The following is an 18667-nucleotide window of genomic DNA, read 5'->3' on the forward strand; positions in this document are numbered from 1 at the left end:
ATCATGAAAAACATATTTAACCCTATTTACAGACAAGATTATTTAGAAGGATATTCTAATGGTCTAAATCCGTATTCAAAAGCGAAAAATAGCAATACTGCTTTTAATGACGGATTTAATTCAGGTAGACTTGATTACGAAAGTATAAATGGCAGCATTATTAACGGAATTCCGAAAAGGATTATAACCGAAAAGATTTTAGAAGAATTTCTAATGGCCGGTTTACTAGGCATTAACATTGATACCGAAGGCTATACCCACTTTCAAATAAGTGTTTTAGTAAAATGGTATCAAAGTGGAATTGAAAAATACGACCCTATACAAAACAGCTATCTTTTAGATATTCTGGAAGAAAACGGAATTGAAATAAGTCATTCCTGAAAATAAACTAATCTATTTTAAGTTCATAAGTTCTTTTAGCAAATTAACTTCAAAACGAATTGTTTTACTTTTTTGCCCCATAAGATTTAACACACTTAAATCGAAAACCCTTTTAGAATGCTTTTGCAAACTAAAAGGGTTTCTTATTTTTTATAAAGCTAAAATTTACTTCACGTACTCAATTGCTTTAGATAAAGCTTCTGCAATTCCAGCGCCATTTTTACCTCCTGCAGTAGCAAAGAACGGCTGTCCTCCACCTCCACCTTGGATAAACTTGCCTAAAAATCAGGCATGAAAATTATTAATTACGAATCAAAATTCCGGAAATACTGTCCAATGCTTCAGTAATTCCGGCTACATTTTTTCCTTTTCCAGACGCGAAAAAAGGTTGTCCGCCACCATTTCCATCAATATATTTTCCTAACTCTTTGATTACCACATTTGCGTTTAAACCTTTTCTTTCAACCAGTTCTTTAGCAATATAACAATGAATATTTGGCAAACCATCTTCAACAGAAGCTAAAACGACGAATGAATTTGGTTTTGCACTCCCCAATGCTTGCGTTAAATCTTTGGTAGCACTCATAGATAAATCCACATGCCTGTCTAAAACGTTAATGCCGTTAATTTCATGAAATTCAGAAAGCAATTCATTTTTTAATCTATCGATTTTTTCCTTTAACAATTGCTCCACTTGTTTTTTCAACTTAGCATTTTCATATTGCAAAGACACCACTGCTTTAACCGTATCCTGCGGGTTTTTCAATGCCACTTTAATTTCGTCTAACAATTCTTCCTGCGAAGCAAAAAATTGTCTTACACCATCACCAGTAATCGCTTCCACACGACGAATTCCAGCTGCAACTGCTCCTTCAGAAACAATTTTGAAAGACCAAATATCAGCCGAATTGTTCACGTGAATTCCTCCACACAATTCCATGCTATCGCCAAATTTAATCGCACGTACATTATCTCCATATTTTTCACCAAACAAAGCCATTGCTCCTTCTTCTAAAGCTTGTTGGATAGGAATACTTCTTCTTTCAATTAATGGCAATTGCTCTTGAATTCGAGCATTTACAAAATCCTCCACTTGTTGCAATTCTTCATCCGTTACTTTAGAAAAATGAGAAAAGTCAAAACGTAGATTTTTTGGATTTACCAAAGATCCTTTTTGCTCCACATGCGTTCCTAAAATACTTCTTAATGCCTGGTGCATCAAGTGTGTCGCCGAGTGATTTTTAGAAGTCGCTGCTCTTAAATCAGTATTCACTTTAGCAATAAAAGAAGCGTTTACATTTTCCGGCAATTTTTTAGCAAAATGCAGAATTAAATTATTTTCCTTCTTAGTATCTATAATTTCAATAGTTTCATTTGCCGAAACCAAAGTTCCTTTATCTCCTACCTGTCCTCCACCTTCCGGATAAAATGGAGTAGCATCTAAAACAATTTGGTACAAAACACCATCTTTTTTAGAATCCACTTTACGAATACGGGTGATTTTCACTTCGTTTTCTACCTGGTCATAACCTACAAAAGATTCTGTGTTTCCATCAACCAGAATTTTCCAGTCATCAGTAGAAACTTCTGAAGCCGCACGAGAACGCGATTTTTGTTCTTGCATGGCTTTATCAAAACCAGCTTCGTCTAAGCTAAACCCTCTTTCTCTAAGAATCAAAGCCGTTAAATCAATTGGAAAACCAAAAGTATCATACAATTCGAATGCTTTTGTTCCTGCCACTTCTTTTCCTTCGGCAGTTGCAATTACGTTATCTAACAATTGTAACCCTTGGTCTAAAGTTCTTAAAAAAGAAGCTTCTTCTTCACGGATTACATTGGTAACCAAAGTTTGTTGTTTTTTGATTTCTGGGAAAAATTCACCCATTTGATCTGCCAAAACAGCAACCAATTGATTGATAAAAGGTTCTTTAGTACCCAAGAAAGTAAAACCGTAACGGATAGCACGACGCAAAATACGACGAATTACATAACCTGCTCCCGTGTTAGACGGCAACTGTCCGTCAGCAATAGCAAAGGCTACGGCACGAACGTGATCCACAACTACACGAATGGCAATATTGGTTTTGTTTTGTTCTTCAGATTCTTCACTATCGTTCAGAATGACATCATTGGTAGTGTATTTCAATCCTGTAATTTGCTCCACTTTTTCGATTAGCGGCGTAAATACATCAGTATCGTAATTAGAAGTTACATCTTGCATAGCCATACACAAACGCTCAAATCCCATTCCGGTATCTACGTGTTGTGCCGGTAATTTCTCCAATGAACCATCAGCTTTACGGTTGAATTCCATAAATACGTTGTTCCAAATTTCCACTACCTGCGGATGATCGGCATTTACCAAACTGAAACCTGAAACTTCAGCTCTTTCAGCATCAGTACGTAAATCGATATGAATTTCTGAACAAGGTCCACAAGGTCCCTGATCTCCCATTTCCCAGAAATTGTCTTTTTTGTTTCCAAGGATAATGCGATCTTCAGATACAAATTGTTTCCAAATATCGAAAGCCTCTTGGTCAAAAGGCACATTCTCCGCTTCGTTTCCTTCAAAAACAGAAACGTACAAACGGTCTTTGTCTAATTTCAACACATCTGTCAAAAATTCCCAAGCCCACGGAATAGCCTCTTTTTTGAAATAATCACCAAAAGACCAGTTCCCTAACATTTCGAACATGGTATGGTGGTAAGTATCAAAACCTACATCCTCTAAATCATTATGTTTTCCTGAAACACGAAGGCATTTTTGCGTATCAGTAATACGATTGCTTTTAGGTGTGGCGTTTCCTAAAAAATACTCTTTAAACTGTGCCATTCCTGAGTTATTAAACATCAAGGTTGGATCGTCTTTTAGAACAATAGGTGCCGAAGGAACAATTAAATGTCCTTTACTTTCAAAGAATTGTAAATACGCTTTGCGAATGTCTTGTGATTTCATTTTTATTTTTTTTTGCCACTAAGGCGCTAAGGCACAAAGTTTTTATTTGTTTTTTGTAAAACTCCTAAATTCAACAATTTTTAAATCATTGAATTTTTAAATCTTTCAATCAATTTTATGTTATATTTAATACTAAAAAAAGGGTCGAACAACTAAAACATTTATTAAATTTGTTGCAATGTGCTTTTTTAGCAGGTGCAAAAATAGGGTATTTTAAAATATGGCGAAAGTAAAATATTATTACGATTCTGAAAATCTGGCATATCGAAAAATTAAAGTAAAAAAAAGGAGGAAATTTGGTTTTGCCGCCTTGTTTATACTGGCTTCTGCTTTATTTGGTTTTATCAGTTTCGTTATTCTTTTGAACACTCCTTATTTTGACACTCCTAAAGACCGTCTTTTGATGCGGGAAATAGAGAATTTAAAACTGAATTATGCATTTTTGAATAAAAAAATGGATCAGGTAGACAATGTAATTGAAGCCATTGAAGAACGCGATAACAACCTGTACCGCACTTATTTTAATACCGCAGCTATTCCTGAAGAAGAAAGAAAAGCAGGTTTTGGAGACGTAAATAGATACAAAGCCCTTCAAGGCTACAACAATACCCAGCTGGTTTTGCAAACTACCAAAAGAGTGGATGTATTAACAAAAGAGTTGGCTATTCAATCGAAATCATTAGATTATATTTTAAAATTAGCCAAGGAAAAAAATAAATTATTGGGTGCTATTCCTGCGATACAACCTGTGAGAAATGAAAATTTAAAACACATGGCTTCTGGTTTTGGTTATCGAACGGATCCATTTACTAAAGCCAGGAAAATGCACAAAGGAATGGATTTTACGGCTAAAAAAGGAACCCCTATTTTTGCCACCGGAGACGGCGTAATTGCAAAGGCAGACAATACGGCTTCGGGATACGGAAATCACATTGTAATAAGACATGGTTATGGATACGAAACTTTATATGGTCATTTGAGCAAATACAATTGCAGGGCTGGCCAAAGAGTAAAACGCGGGGACGTCATTGGGTATGTAGGAAGTACAGGACGATCAGAAGCACCACATTTACATTATGAAGTTCACAAAGATGGCAAAGTCGTCAATCCGCTTAATTTTTATTACGGCGATATTTCAGCGGTGGAATACGTTGCCATTTCAAAATTGGCTAACCAGGAAAATCAATCGCTTGATTAACGATTTTAGATTGCAGAACTTAGAATTTTCAGAAAAAAATAAAGAAAAATGCATATAGAATTACAACCTGACAAAAGATATTACAGCATCGGCGAAGTGGCGAAAGCCTTTGACGTCAATGCTTCCCTAATTCGTTTTTGGGACAGTGAATTTGATATTCTCAAACCTAAAAAGAATGCCAAAGGAAACAGAATGTTTACTCCCGAAGACATCAAAAACCTCCAACTCATTTACCATTTGGTAAAAGAAAGAGGATTTACGCTCGAAGGAGCCAAAACCCACTTGAAAGAAGGACAAAAGAAAACCTTGGATAAATTTGAAATCATTAGCAAACTGGAAGCAATCAAAGTACAGTTGACTAATATTAAAAATCAGCTTTAAACAATGGTAAAATTCAAAAAAACAATTGCAATATCAATTTTGAAATAAATAAATTAGAACAATAAATATTAAACTTTAAATTAAATAGAAACATGGATTTTAAAAGATTTTTACCTTGGATTATTTTAGCTGTTATCCTAATTGGTGGTTATAGCTGGGCTTCTGGAATTTACAATAACGCTGTGACACTTGAACAAGAAGTAAAAGAAAGTTGGGGAAATGTTAATACAGCCTACCAAAGAAGAAATGATCTTATACCAAATATAGTTAGCACTGTAAAAGGGTATGCAGAACATGAAAAAAGCACATTAACAGCAGTAATCGAAGCAAGAGCTAAAGCAACTGCTGTTACTATTGACCCAACCAAAGTAACTCCAGAACAATTGGCTGCATTCAATTCAGCTCAATCTGGTGTATCTTCATCTTTGTCTAAATTATTGGTAAGCGTTGAACAATATCCAAACCTGAAAGCTGATGCAAGTTTTATGAAATTACAAGACGAACTAGCCAGTACTGAAAACCAAATTTTGACAGCTAGGACACGTTTTAACGAGTCTGTTAAACCATATAACAACAATATCAACACATTTCCAAGAAATATTTTGGCTGGAATATATGGACTTAAAGAAAAACCTTATTTTGAAGCGGTAGCAGGATCAGAAAAAGCACCTGAAGTAAAATTCTAATCCTCCCCAACCCCTCCAACGGAGGGGCTTTTTAAAAGGAATTAAAAAACAAAACAAATGTCAAAAGTAGAAGATTTTTTAACCCAAGAGGAAGAACAAGAAATTGTTGAAGCTATTCGAATAGCCGAAAAAAACACTTCTGGCGAAATTAGAGTTCATATAGAAAAAACGACCTCGCAGGATACCTATGACCGTGCTAAAGAAGTTTTTCATGAATTAAAAATGGATGAAACCGAATTAAAAAACGGCGTTTTAATCTATCTGGCAGTTGATGATCATCATTTTGTAATATGTGGAGACAAAGGAATCAACGATGTTGTTGAAGCCGATTTTTGGAATTGTACACGAGATGCCATGGTGGCTCAATTCAAACAAGACCAGTTCAAACAAGGACTCGTTGACGGAATTTTAAGAGCAGGAGAACAACTCAAAAAATATTTTCCCTGGCAAGAAGGCGACAGCAACGAATTATCTAACGAAATATCAAAAGGATAAATAATGAAAATTCCAACAAAGAAAAACTCAAATTCCGAAGGGATTTTTCAATTTGCATTCTTACTGATTGTACTTTTTTCCAGTAATTGCATCTTCGCACAATTTACAATTCCTGAAAAGCCCAGTTTACAAACATCTGTGTATGACTATGCTAATCTTTTTAATGCCAATGAAAAAACGCAATTAGAAGAAAAGCTCATTCATTATGCTGACACTACTACAACACAAATTGTAGTCATTACAGTAGAAAGTTTAAAAGGCGAAGACGTTAGCCAACTAGCAACCAAATGGGGACATACTTGGGGAGTTGGTGGAACAGCCAAAGACGACAACGGTGTAATTATTCTTATCTCTAAAAATGATAGAAAAATTGCCATTAATCCCGGTTACGGTTTAGAAGATAGACTGACAGCTGGAATTGGAGGAGAAATCATTAGAAACATTATCCTTCCTGAGTTTAAAGCAGGTAGCTATTACAACGGAATTAACAAAGGTACCGATGCCTTATTTGACGTTTTTAAAGGCAAGTACAAAGGCACCCGAAAACAACTTCAACAAGAGCAAGATTTTCCTATTTTGCCTTTTATTATCATCATTGTTTTTATTTTGATTTTAATTTCAAGAAACAAAGGCGGTGGCGGAAACTCTGGAAATCGCGGTGGCGGCGGACCAAGCTTATTAGATGCAATTATCTTGAGTAGCCTTGGTCGTGGAAACGGTGGTAGTTTTGGAGGAGGTAGCTTCGGCGGCGGTTCTTCTGGCGGTGGATTTGGTGGAGGCGGTTTCGGTGGTGGCTTCGGCGGCGGAGGTTTCTCTGGCGGTGGCTCTAGCGGAAGTTGGTAAACACCATTTTATTAGATATAAACATATTTTAAGCTAAAAACCCATTCGCAGCGGCGAATGGGTTTTTAGCTTGTATACAATTTCTTTTTATTTAGGATTACGAAAACATTAATAAAATGTCTTGACTCATCTATAAATTTATTTATCTTTATCCTTATTTTTCCTGAAACATACCAGAAACTAATAAACCATGCTTTCACAAAAAACCAAATACGCACTTAAAGCACTACTCTATTTAGCGCAACAAGACGCTAATCATATTTCTAAAACAACGGATATTGCCGAAGAAGCAAATATTCCTAAAAAATTTTTGGAACAAATTCTATTGGACTTAAAACGCGGTCATTTAGTGGGTAGTAAACAAGGAAAATTTGGCGGTTATTATCTTTTAAAATCTAAAGATGAAATTACTTTAGCCGATATTCACCGATTATTTGATGGTGCCATTGCCTTATTACCTTGTGCTTCATTAAATTTTTACGAGCGTTGTTCTGATTGCAAAAGCGAAGACGAATGCCTGCTACGACACGGATTGATGACTATTAGAGACGAAACTTTAAAGGCAATGCAAGGCATTACTATAGCCTCATTAGTAAAAAAATAAAAAAATATTTCTTAATCTCTACTAGTTTAATAGAATTTATATATATTTGCAGTCGAATTACGATTACAAATTTAATTTTTAAGAAATGAAAACAGTTCAAACAAGGTTCACCAGAAAGGAACAAAGTCAAGAAAAAAATTTAGAATCCATAAAAGAGAATAATTATTCTATGATGTGTATGTGTTGGTAAAAAAAATTAATTTTAAATTCTACTAATTACATATAACATACATAATAAATAAACAATGAAGACAACTATAAAAAACATATTTACAACGATTTTATTACTAGGCGTTTCAAGCACATTTGCTCAAACCATTAACGGGCATATTAATAACAACGATAACATTCCATTAGAATCAGCGAATGTTATCATTAACGGTACAAAAATTAATGCAACTACTGACAAGAATGGAGATTTCAATATCGATTCTCAAGGAAGACTTCCATTAACACTATTAGTACAATACACTGGATACAAAACAGAGAAAATAGTACTTACTGCAATTCCTTCTACACTACTTAATATTCTATTAATAGAAGACAACAAACTGGCAGAGGTAGTAATTTCTTCCAGACGTCGAATTGAAAAAGCACAAAACGTACCTATTCCAATTTCAGTAGTTAGCGGGAAACAAGCGGAACAAGCAGGTGCTTTCAACGTAAACAGAATTAAAGAATTGATTCCATCAGTACAATTGTATTCATCTAATCCAAGAAACACAGGGATTAACATTCGTAGTCTAGGTTCTCCTTTTGGACTTACCAATGATGGGATCGATCCAGGTGTTGGTTTTTATGTGGATGGAGTATATTATGCTCGTCCAGCTGCTACCACACTAGATTTTATTGACGTAAGTCAAATAGAAGTACTACGTGGACCACAAGGAACATTATTTGGAAAAAACACTACTGCCGGAGCTTTTAATATTACAACCAGAAGACCAAGTTTCACTCCAAGTGCTGACTTTGAAGTAAGTTATGGAAACTATGCTTTCTTGCAAGCTAAAGCTTCTGTAACTGGAGCATTAAGCAAAAAACTTGCAGGTCGTATCTCTTTCTCTGGTACACAACGTGACGGTTTAATTGATAATGTTGCAACAGGAAGAGCAACTAACACATTAAATAATCAAGGAATTAGAGGACAATTACTTTATGTTCCTTCAGAGAATACAAACGTATTGTTCTCAGCGGATATCACGACACAACGTCCTGATGGATATGCTCAAGTTGTTGCTGGTGTTGCGCCTACTCAAAGAGCAGCTTACCGCCAATTTAACGCAATCATTGCTGATTTAGGATACCAATTACCAAGCACTAATGCTTTTGACCGTAAAATTGACCATGATACATCATGGCGTTCAGGACAGGATTTAGGTGGAGCCTCTCTAAATATTGATACTAAAATTGGACAAGGAACACTTACCTCAACAACTGCTTGGCGTTTTTGGACTTGGGATCCTTCTAATGACAGAGACTTTACAGGTTTACAAGTATTGGCTAAATCACAAAATCCATCAAGACAAACACAATTTACGCAAGAACTTCGTTATGCGGGACAAATCTCATCTAAGTTAACTGCTGTAGGTGGAATATTCTTCATTGATCAAACATCAAAAACTAAAGGTACAGAAGAATCAGGAAGTGCACAATGGCGTTTTTCTCAAAGCACCACTAGCGCAAAATGGAAAACTCCAGGCCTTTTTGAAGGATACGGAATAAAAACTAATGCTAGTATACATTCAATTAGTGCTGCTGTATTTGGTCAATTAGACTGGGAAATCACAGAAGGTTTACATGTATTACCTGGTGTAAGATACAATTTCGATAAAAAAGATGCTGATTACAACCGTACAACATACGGAGGATTACAAACAAACGATCCAGAACTTATTGCTCTGAAAAAATTAGTATATACTGACCAAAGCTTTGCAAAAGATACTGATGCTACTGACTTTTCAGGAAACTTAACTGTATCTTATAAAGCATCTGACAAAATCAATGCTTATGCTACTTATGCAAAAAGTTACAAACCTGTTGGAGTTAACGTAGCAGGACTTCCTACCGTTAATGGTCAACCAGATATTGATCATGCAGTAATCAAACCTGAAAAAGTAAATCACTATGAAATTGGCGCAAAAACATCGCCTTTTAACAACGCTATTTTAAACGTAACTTTCTTTAATACTGATATTACAGACTACCAAACAAACGTTCAAGCGGCTGAGTTAGGTGTAAATCGTGGATATCTTGCTAATGCAGATAAAGTACGTGTAAGAGGTGCTGAACTTGATGCTAGCTTTACAGTAAACAAACACTTTAGCTTCAATGCAGCTGCAACTTATAGTGATGGTAAATATGTTAAATTTACAAATGCACCTCTTCCTTTAGAAGAAACTGGAGCTACTGTTAATGGAGTTCAGGTTGCATTTAAAGATGTTTCTGGAAGTGATTTACCTGGTGTTTCAAAATGGGCAGGAAGCTTAGGTGGAGAATATTCTAAAAAAGCAAAATTCTTTGGAAATTTAGGTAAATTCTTCGTAGCAGCTGATTCATATGCTCGTTCTGAATTCTCATCAAGCCCATCAGCTTCAAAATACCTAATCGTTGACGGTTATGCTATTTTTAATGGTCGTCTTGGTTTCCGTACATCAGAAGGATTATCTATTTCAGTATGGGGTCGTAACCTTTTGAATAAAGATTATTACGAACAATTATTACCTGCTGGTGGAAATGCTGGACACTATGCTGGAGTATTAGGTGACCAAAGAACATATGGTATCACTTTGAAATATTCATTATAAATTCAAATTTTCTAACTGAAAGAAGCCTTCTCAATACTATTTTGAGAGGGCTTTTTTAATTAATTCAAGATAAGATCTCTCAATCTATTTTAGAGCCACTTATAAAATCATAAAACACACAAGCTTAAACAAAATTTAAAATCGTTCAAATTCCCTACTATAAAGACTATTTTTTTTCTATTTTTACATCAAAAGTAAAATACAAATTATAAAACTGTAACAACATAATGCACATAGCAGTAGCTGGAAATATAGGATCAGGAAAAACCACATTAACCGCTTTACTATCCAAACACTTTAAATGGGAACCGCATTATGAAGATGTAGTAGACAATCCTTATCTAGACGATTTTTACCATCAAATGGAACGTTGGTCTTTTAACCTTCAAATCTATTTCTTGAACAGTCGTTTTCGTCAAGTGATGCAAATTCGCGAAAGCGGGAAAAAAGTCATTCAAGATCGAACCATCTACGAAGATGCTTATATTTTTGCCCCTAACCTTTATGCGATGGGTTTAATGACCAATCGTGATTTCCAGAATTATTCCACTCTTTTTGAATTAATGGAATCTACAGTGAAAGCACCCGATTTATTAATCTACCTAAGAAGTTCTATCCCTAATTTAGTGGGACAAATTCATAAACGCGGACGTGAATATGAAAACTCCATTTCGATTGATTATTTGAGTCGTTTGAACGAACGCTACGAAGCATGGATTCATACCTACAACAAAGGAAAATTACTAATTATAGATGTAGACAAAATTAACTTTGTTGACAATCCTGAAGATTTAGGAAATATTATAGAAAGAATTAATGCCGAACTAAACGGATTGTTTTAAACACCTATTCGTTTAAACTTTTTCATATAACTAAAAAATGCCTCGCAATAGCAAGGCATTTTTTATTTTCACTACCTTTACAAATCAATACATTAGCATCAAAATATATCTTGAAATTGATTTGTTTTGATTCCCCTTAATTTATCATACATAAAAAACACTAATCAATTGGTTTTTCTGATTATTAATTAAAATCTAAAAATCATGAGACACATCAACTTAAAAAGCAAAACTGTTTGTTTTTTACTAGTTATTGCGCTTATTCTGCAAAGCTGTAGCGTTTATAAAAAAACGCCTGTGACTTTAGACGAGGCTGTAACTGCGGATAGAAAAGTTTTAGTTGTTAAAGTTGACAATACAAAACTCAAATTTATCAGGATTGAACAAATTGACGGTATATATTACGGCCGCATAAAAACTAGAGGTGGAATTGAAAAAATACCTTTAACCGAAAATGATCTAAAAACAATACGTGTTCTGGACAAAACAGCAACAACAATAGGAAATGTTGCGATTGTCGTTGGTTCTGTAGGGACTGTTCTCTTAGTTGTTGCAGCTATAGAACTTTCTGATTTGGGTGCTAATTGGGGTAATTGGGGCTATTGAATATCCTGGAAACACATTCGTAACACACACTAAATAAAACGTTTACTAGACACAAATACATTATGAGTATTATTTCAAAGCATCGATTTTTGCCTGAACTTCTGCATCAGTTCCTTCAAAATTCTGAATATCCACTTTACCATTTACGGTTGTTTTAATCGTAGCTTTAACTTTTCCATCAACATTTGTTTTTTGAATTGAAACTTCTTTAGACATCATATGAGTCGACATTGCTCCTGCATTCATGTATTCACAGGTTTTATTTGTACAGCCTTTTGCTTTACATTCTTCTGCTGACATTGAGGTACATTTCCCTGAAGCCACACAACAAGACGCTATATCAGAAATAGTATGACTTCCGTTACCTAAAATTGGCGCAATTACAAGACCAATCAAACAGCTTAGTTTAATCAAAATATTCATCGAAGGCCCGGAAGTATCTTTGAAGGGATCGCCCACCGTATCTCCTGTTACCGCTGCTTTGTGTGCGTCAGATCCTTTATAGGTCATTTCTCCATTAATCATTACTCCTGCTTCAAAAGATTTTTTGGCATTGTCCCAAGCACCCCCAGCATTGTTTTGAAAAACAGCCCAAAGTACTCCCGAAACAGTAACTCCAGCCATATAACCTCCAAGCATTTCAGCAATCAACTGATTATTGCTACCATAAACTAATTTACCCAGTAAAACAATCGCAATAGGAAAACCAATAGTCAAAACTCCTGGCAACATCATTTCGCGTAAAGCGGCTTTGGTCGAAATATCCACACATTTTGCATATTCAGGTTTTGCCGTTCCCTCCATAATTCCCGGAATTTCCTTGAACTGACGACGCACTTCATACACCATATCCATAGCAGCTTTCCCAACAGAACTCATAGCTAATGCTGAAAAAACTACCGGAATCATTCCGCCTACAAATAACATGGCTAAAACGGGTGCTTTAAAAATATTAATTCCGTCAATTCCTGTAAAAGTAACATAAGCTGCAAATAAAGCCAATGATGTCAGTGCTGCCGAAGCTATTGCGAATCCTTTTCCAGTTGCTGCAGTTGTATTTCCAACCGAATCCAAAATATCAGTTCTAGTACGTACTTCTTTAGGTAATTCGCTCATTTCAGCTATTCCTCCCGCATTATCTGAAATGGGCCCGAAAGCATCAATAGCTAATTGCATGGCCGTTGTGGCCATCATAGCTGAAGCAGCCAGCGCCACTCCATAAAAACCAGCTAAAGCATAAGAAGTCCAAATGGCCGCTGCAAACAATAAAACCGTTGGAAATGTCGAAATCATTCCCGTTGCTAAACCCGCAATTACATTAGTTCCAGCTCCCGTACTCGATTTTTGAACAATCGCCATAACTGGTTTTGTCCCTAAACCGGTGTAATATTCCGTAACCGATGAAATCACTCCCCCTACTATTAATCCGATAATAGTGGCATAAAAAACTCGCATCGATGAAATTTCCTGACTTCCTTCGCCAAAAAACTCCATCTTCATGGTTTCTGGTAACATATATTGTACTAAAAAGAAACAACTCACAGCCGTTAAAGCAATAGCGACCCAATTCCCTATATTAAGAGCTTTTTGCACTTGTGCTTCTTTAGCATTATCATCTGAAATCTTAACTAACATTGTCCCGATGATGGAAAACAAAATTCCAAAACCCGCAATGGACATTGGCAACAAAATAGGCCCAATTCCGCCAAAAGCATCTTGAATATTTCCCCCCATATCTTTTATAACATAATTTCCTAAAACCATAGCAGCCAAAACAGTCGCTACATAAGAGCCAAATAAATCAGCTCCCATACCTGCAACATCCCCAACGTTATCACCAACATTATCAGCAATTGTAGCGGGATTACGAGGGTCATCTTCTGGAATTCCAGCTTCAACCTTACCCACTAAATCCGCACCTACATCGGCAGCTTTGGTATAAATACCACCACCTACACGAGCAAACAAAGCTATAGATTCGGCTCCTAAAGAGAAACCTGCTAAAGTTTCCAAAACAATGGTCATATCCTCAGTAGAAGTCCAAGTACCGCCCATGAAAAAATGATAAAAGAAAATAAAAAAGGAAGTTAAACCTAAAACTGCCAAACCAGCTACACCTAATCCCATTACCGTTCCTCCTCCAAAAGAAACTTTTAAAGCTTGTGGTAAACTAGTACGAGCTGCCTGTGTGGTTCTGACATTAGTTTTAGTTGCAATTCTCATTCCCATATTCCCTGCAAGAGCAGAAAAGAAAGCACCAATAACAAAAGCGACTACAATTAATAAATGTGTTTTAACTCCAGGTAAGAAAGTAATCCCGGCCAGAGCTATACTGGCAAAAAAAACAAAAAAGGCCAGTAATCGATATTCGGCTTTTAGGAAAGCCAGAGCTCCTTCATAAATATAATCAGAGATTGAAGCCATTTTGCCGTCACCGGCATCTTGTTTTAAAACCCAGGCTCTTTTTAAAAACATAAAAGCAAGTCCAATCAATGCCATGAAAACAGGCACCCAAATCATAATTGTATTCATAAATTCGTTTTGGTTAAGGTTATCAATCAATAGTATACAAACGAATTTAAACAAAAAAGCAATACTCTTAACGGAGTATTGCTTTTTTTATAATTATGAGGGCTAAAATTATTTAATGCTAAATAATCCCTCTGGTTTGTTTTCAATTGCATCAAAACGATCCGTACACTCTTTGATAATCGCTTTCGCCTCACTCAAATCTCCCCAACCTTCTACATCTACTTGTTTGTTTTCAAGATCTTTATATACTTGGAAGAAATGCTCAATTTCTTTTAATAAGTGTGGATTAATATCTGACAAATCATTTAATGAATTCCAAATTGGATCTGAAACTGGTACACAAATAATTTTCTCATCTGGTCCTTTATCATCTGCCATGTGGAAAACCCCAATTGGTTTTACTTCTATAACACATCCAGGAAAAGTTGGTTCATTTATCAATACCAATACATCAAGAGGATCTCCGTCTAAAGCTAATGTTTCTGGAATAAACCCATAATCAGCCGGATACATCATTGAAGAGAATAACATTCTATCAAAACGCATTCTTTTAATTTCGAAATCGTACTCATACTTATTTCTACTTCCTCTTGGAATTTCGATTAAAACATCGAAAGTGTTTATTTTGTCTGCAGTCATTTTATTTATTGTCTTAAATTGAATTTATTTGGACACAAAAGTAATTTAAATCCTTATTTATAGCAAAACATTTGTTTTAGATTTCATCATTTTTAGAAATAAAAACCAAATGAACCTTTCACTGAAAACTTCTGTGCATCTGGAGTGCTTAAATAATTTCCTCTCCAGGTAAAATCGATTCGGAATACCTTAAAAATATTCCCAATTCCGGCACTGTATTCCCAATAAACATCTTCCGGGGCAGTATAAATCAATCCCGAAGCATTGATGGCTTTACTCGCATTCGAAACAGTTCCATAAACCCCTCTTGCTCCCACAATTTCCCGCCAATTTAATTTTCTCATAAAAGGAATTCTTGAGAATAAACGTCCTCCAAAATTATGCTCCCATTGTAGCGTAGCATATTGATCAGCAACAAACTCATAAAAATTAAGATTGCTAAAGGTGTTATCTATAGAAGAATAAGATTGATTCCCGGGAATCACACTCATTAAACCTAACGGAATGATACCAAAAGTTTTTCCTACTTCTAAAACAACATTGGAACGCCCTAAAGGCCCAATAATAACAGGTTGTTTATAGTACAATTGTAGCTTATCATAATCAAAATCACTATCCAACAAACCTTTAAAACCATGACTATAATTAACATAAAAACGGCTAAAAGGACTATCAACAGTGTTTCTTTCCACTCCGTAACCAATCATTTTTCGTTTAGGAGTTAACTCTACTTGAAGATTAACTTCTGATTGTTTTACTTCGCTTCTGGTAGTTGTTTGCGTTGCATCAGTATAATAATCCAAACTAAAGACGTCTGATGCTGATTCCAGTGTTCTATAGGAGAATCCCACCTGAAACATCAAGTTTTTTACCGGTTCCATTTCGACAGCCAGATTGGACAAATTAATATTCGTCAACTTCCCATTACTACTAGTTGAAAACAATGAAGACGAAGCAAAACTCCTGCCTAAAACATCGTTTGTTGTTGTTAAGCTGGCACCTATTTGCTCCACATCTCTCCTATTTCCTCCTGAAATAATGATTCGATTTTTCTTATCAACCATCCATTTACCTGACAAACCATATTTGAACTTATTATCATCAAAACCATAAGCAGTATACCCTTGAAGACGCCAAGGATCATTAGGCCCAAAATAAGTCCTTCCTCCTGTTCTAATTCGGATTCCTTCCACTTGATTGTATCCAAAAGTGGAAAATATAGGTCCATAATCAAAATGACCAAACTGAACATAACCACTTCCCAGAATAGAAACTAAGTTATACAATTGCCTAAATTTCTTGACTGTTTGCAAGGTATCGAGCATTTTATAAACACCTTTCTCGTCTTTATTTAAATTCTCGAATCGATTATCTTCCCAGTATTTGTCTGATTTATTATAAACTTCATTGTCTATATAATTGACTTCATCTTTATAAAAAGCAGCTGGTTTTTCGACATTAAACTTATGATTTTGATATAAGGTGGTACGTTTTCCATAAACTCCTTTGGATTCGTCTTTTTTATTCAAAGCAAAATCCGACATCATATAATCACGGGTAAGCAGGAAAACAGAATCGTTTTCTACCTCAAATTCCTGTTCGATATAAATGTCTTTTACCCAGTTAATATTGGCACTTTTAGTCACGGCCATATTAATTTTTTTGATAGCAAAAGTGGTATCGTTTACCCAAAAATCACCTTTAAAAGTCAATTCGTTTTTACGTCTTGGATAAAACAAAATGTTATAACACCATTTTTTATCAATAAAAGCACTATCTCTAAGAATGTAATTATAAACATCAATCCCTGTTTTTGACAATGGACTGGTAAAACTTTTATCAAAAAAAGTAAGGTGATTATTGTAAATATCATAATCAGAATACAAGTCTTTTACAAAAGATAAAATTTGCTGATTATCACTAAATCCAGAATTCTTATTGGCTTTTAGCTTCTCTTTTACTTTCTTCAATTTATTATTTCCATAAACATCCGATAAAGATTCATTTATAAAAATAGGCAGATAGGTTTTTCCCGTAACTCTTGACGTATCGATATGCTTAAAAACAAACTCCATTCCTTTGAAGAGTTTCTTTTTCATAAAAGCACTATCAATAGTATTCATATCGAATTCTACTTTTTCGTACTTCTCCATTTGGTATTGATCAAACAGGTAAAGTCCGTTTTTTCGTTTTCTTTCCCAAATTTTTCTAAGAATATCCAATGCAGGATTTTTCTTTTTTGATGTTTTTCCGGTATAAATAACCACCTCTTTTAGCACTTCGACTTCTTTAAGCAGCACCTTAAAATTATAATTAACCGTTTTCTCTAATGTAACTTCCCTATCCGAAAAACCTACCGAAGTAACTATTAAAGTAGTGTAAGTATTAGGAGATTCTATATAAAAACGTCCGTCTTCATTAGACATCGTACCTGTATTCGAACCTTTTAAAACAATATTAGCAAAAGGAACTGGTTGATTTGATTTATCTACCACTATACCACTCACTTTTGTTTGAGCAAAAAGTGTTGTAAAGACAGACAATATAAAAAACAGAGCTAAAAATAGGTACTTCTTATTCATATAGTAGATTTAAAAAAAAAGCTTCATCAAACTAACGTAAGATGAAGCCCTAATAGTATTTATTATGTATTATTTATACAATACTTTCTTTACTGCTTTTACAACATCAGCTGCATTTGGCAACCAATCTTTCAATAATACAGGAGAATAAGGTGCTGGAGCATCAGCAGTTGTAATTCTTTGAATTGGTGCATCAAGGAAATCAAATGCCTGTTCTTGAACAATATAAGTAATCTCAGAAGAAATACTTGCAAATGGCCAAGCTTCCTCAAGAATTACCAAACGGTTTGTTTTTTTAACTGATTTTAAAATCGCTTCATTATCCATTGGACGAACCGTTCTCAAATCGATAACTTCACAAGAAATTCCTTCCTTAGCTAATTCATCAGCAGCAATAAAAGCTTCTTTGATAATTTTTCCAAAAGAAACAATTGTTACATCAGTTCCTTCTCTTTTAATATCAGCAACTCCAATTGGAATAGTATATTCACCTTCTGGAACTTCTCCTTTGTCACCATACATTTGCTCTGATTCCATAAAAATCACAGGATCATTATCACGAATAGCTGATTTCAAAAGTCCTTTAGCATCGTAAGGAGTTGAAGGAACGATAACTTTTAAACCTGGAGTGTTAGCAAACCAGTTTTCTAAAGCTTGAGAGTGTGTAGCTCCTAATTGCCCTGCAGAAGCAGTTGGTCCACGAAAAACGATAGGCACATTAAATTGTCCTCCTGTCATTTGACGCATTTTAGCAGCGTTATTTATAATTTGATCAATACCAACTAAACAGAAGTTGAAAGTCATATATTCTACAATAGGACGACATCCGTTCATTGCTGAACCTACTGCAATTCCTGTAAAACCAAGCTCAGCAATTGGAGTATCGATTACTCTTTTTTCGCCAAATTCAGCTAGCATTCCTTTTGAAGCTTTGTATGCTCCATTGTATTCTGCAACTTCTTCGCCCATTAAATATATGGATTCATCGTGACGCATTTCTTCGCTCATCGCTTCGCAAATGGCCTCTCTAAATTGTATTGTTCTCATATTTATATTGTATGTTGAATTTTCTGAAGAGCAAAAATAAATATTTAAAACCATTTAAAGCACAATTTAGC

At 35.1% G+C, this 18667-nt stretch carries 15 protein-coding genes; 10 read left to right on the forward strand and 5 right to left on the reverse strand.

Annotated elements, in window-relative coordinates:
- Positions 1 to 3: 3 nt before the first annotated feature.
- The gene (locus GTZ96_RS12955) at positions 4 to 381 is read left to right on the forward strand and encodes a hypothetical protein (RefSeq protein ID WP_161644338.1); all 378 of its coding nucleotides are present in this window, start codon (positions 4 to 6) and stop codon (positions 379 to 381) included.
- Positions 382 to 682: 301 nt separating this feature from the next.
- Here the strand turns inward: GTZ96_RS12955 and alaS are convergent, their stop codons facing one another.
- Complete coding sequence (alaS, locus tag GTZ96_RS12960; protein WP_161644339.1) at positions 683 to 3337, reverse strand: alanine--tRNA ligase; 2655 nt, start codon at positions 3335 to 3337, stop codon at positions 683 to 685.
- Between the two features lie 220 nt (positions 3338 to 3557).
- Between alaS and GTZ96_RS12965 the strand changes: the two genes are divergently transcribed.
- The 9 genes from GTZ96_RS12965 (at position 3558) to GTZ96_RS13005 (ending at position 11796) form a co-directional block, all read left to right on the forward strand.
- Positions 3558 to 4535 carry a M23 family metallopeptidase gene (locus tag GTZ96_RS12965; protein ID WP_161644340.1) on the forward strand — a complete coding sequence of 326 codons (978 nt, stop codon included), beginning with the start codon at positions 3558 to 3560 and terminating at the stop codon, positions 4533 to 4535.
- Between the two features lie 48 nt (positions 4536 to 4583).
- On the forward strand, positions 4584 to 4916 hold the full coding sequence (locus GTZ96_RS12970; RefSeq protein WP_161644341.1) for a MerR family transcriptional regulator: 333 nt from the start codon (positions 4584 to 4586) through the stop codon (positions 4914 to 4916).
- Between the two features lie 92 nt (positions 4917 to 5008).
- On the forward strand, positions 5009 to 5602 hold the full coding sequence (locus tag GTZ96_RS12975) for a LemA family protein (RefSeq protein WP_161644342.1): 594 nt from the start codon (positions 5009 to 5011) through the stop codon (positions 5600 to 5602).
- 57 nt (positions 5603 to 5659) lie between these two features.
- Entirely contained in the window at positions 5660 to 6097 is a 438-nt protein-coding gene (locus GTZ96_RS12980; RefSeq protein ID WP_161644343.1) for a TPM domain-containing protein, read from the forward strand.
- Positions 6098 to 6100: 3 nt separating this feature from the next.
- Positions 6101 to 6940, forward strand: coding sequence for a TPM domain-containing protein (locus GTZ96_RS12985; RefSeq protein ID WP_161644344.1), 840 nt, complete (start codon positions 6101 to 6103; stop codon positions 6938 to 6940).
- A gap of 190 nt (positions 6941 to 7130) precedes the next feature.
- Positions 7131 to 7544, forward strand: coding sequence for an RrF2 family transcriptional regulator (locus GTZ96_RS12990; protein WP_161644345.1), 414 nt, complete (start codon positions 7131 to 7133; stop codon positions 7542 to 7544).
- Positions 7545 to 7789: 245 nt separating this feature from the next.
- Positions 7790 to 10348: a TonB-dependent receptor gene (locus GTZ96_RS12995; protein WP_161644346.1), complete on the forward strand. Its 2559-nt coding sequence runs from the start codon at positions 7790 to 7792 to the stop codon at positions 10346 to 10348.
- A 227-nt stretch (positions 10349 to 10575) separates the two neighbouring features.
- Complete coding sequence (locus GTZ96_RS13000) at positions 10576 to 11190, forward strand: deoxynucleoside kinase (RefSeq protein WP_161644347.1); 615 nt, start codon at positions 10576 to 10578, stop codon at positions 11188 to 11190.
- A gap of 204 nt (positions 11191 to 11394) precedes the next feature.
- Complete coding sequence (locus GTZ96_RS13005) at positions 11395 to 11796, forward strand: hypothetical protein (RefSeq protein WP_161644348.1); 402 nt, start codon at positions 11395 to 11397, stop codon at positions 11794 to 11796.
- A 69-nt stretch (positions 11797 to 11865) separates the two neighbouring features.
- On the opposite strand, the gene GTZ96_RS13010 is transcribed toward GTZ96_RS13005, so the two are convergent.
- From GTZ96_RS13010 to GTZ96_RS13025, 4 genes are all read right to left on the reverse strand, one after another.
- Positions 11866 to 14328, reverse strand: a complete 2463-nt coding sequence (locus GTZ96_RS13010; RefSeq protein WP_161644377.1) for a sodium-translocating pyrophosphatase — start codon at positions 14326 to 14328, stop codon at positions 11866 to 11868.
- A 108-nt stretch (positions 14329 to 14436) separates the two neighbouring features.
- Positions 14437 to 14967 (reverse strand): inorganic diphosphatase, encoded by a 531-nt coding sequence (locus tag GTZ96_RS13015; protein ID WP_161644349.1) that lies wholly within the window; start codon positions 14965 to 14967, stop codon positions 14437 to 14439.
- Positions 14968 to 15059: 92 nt separating this feature from the next.
- Positions 15060 to 17549 carry a DUF5686 and carboxypeptidase-like regulatory domain-containing protein gene (locus GTZ96_RS13020; protein ID WP_161644350.1) on the reverse strand — a complete coding sequence of 830 codons (2490 nt, stop codon included), beginning with the start codon at positions 17547 to 17549 and terminating at the stop codon, positions 15060 to 15062.
- Between the two features lie 69 nt (positions 17550 to 17618).
- Entirely contained in the window at positions 17619 to 18596 is a 978-nt protein-coding gene (locus GTZ96_RS13025; protein ID WP_161644378.1) for a pyruvate dehydrogenase complex E1 component subunit beta, read from the reverse strand.
- Positions 18597 to 18667: the final 71 nt, after the last annotated feature.

The organism is Flavobacterium undicola, from assembly GCF_009909155.2.
GTDB classification, from domain to species: Bacteria; Bacteroidota; Bacteroidia; order Flavobacteriales; family Flavobacteriaceae; genus Flavobacterium; species Flavobacterium undicola.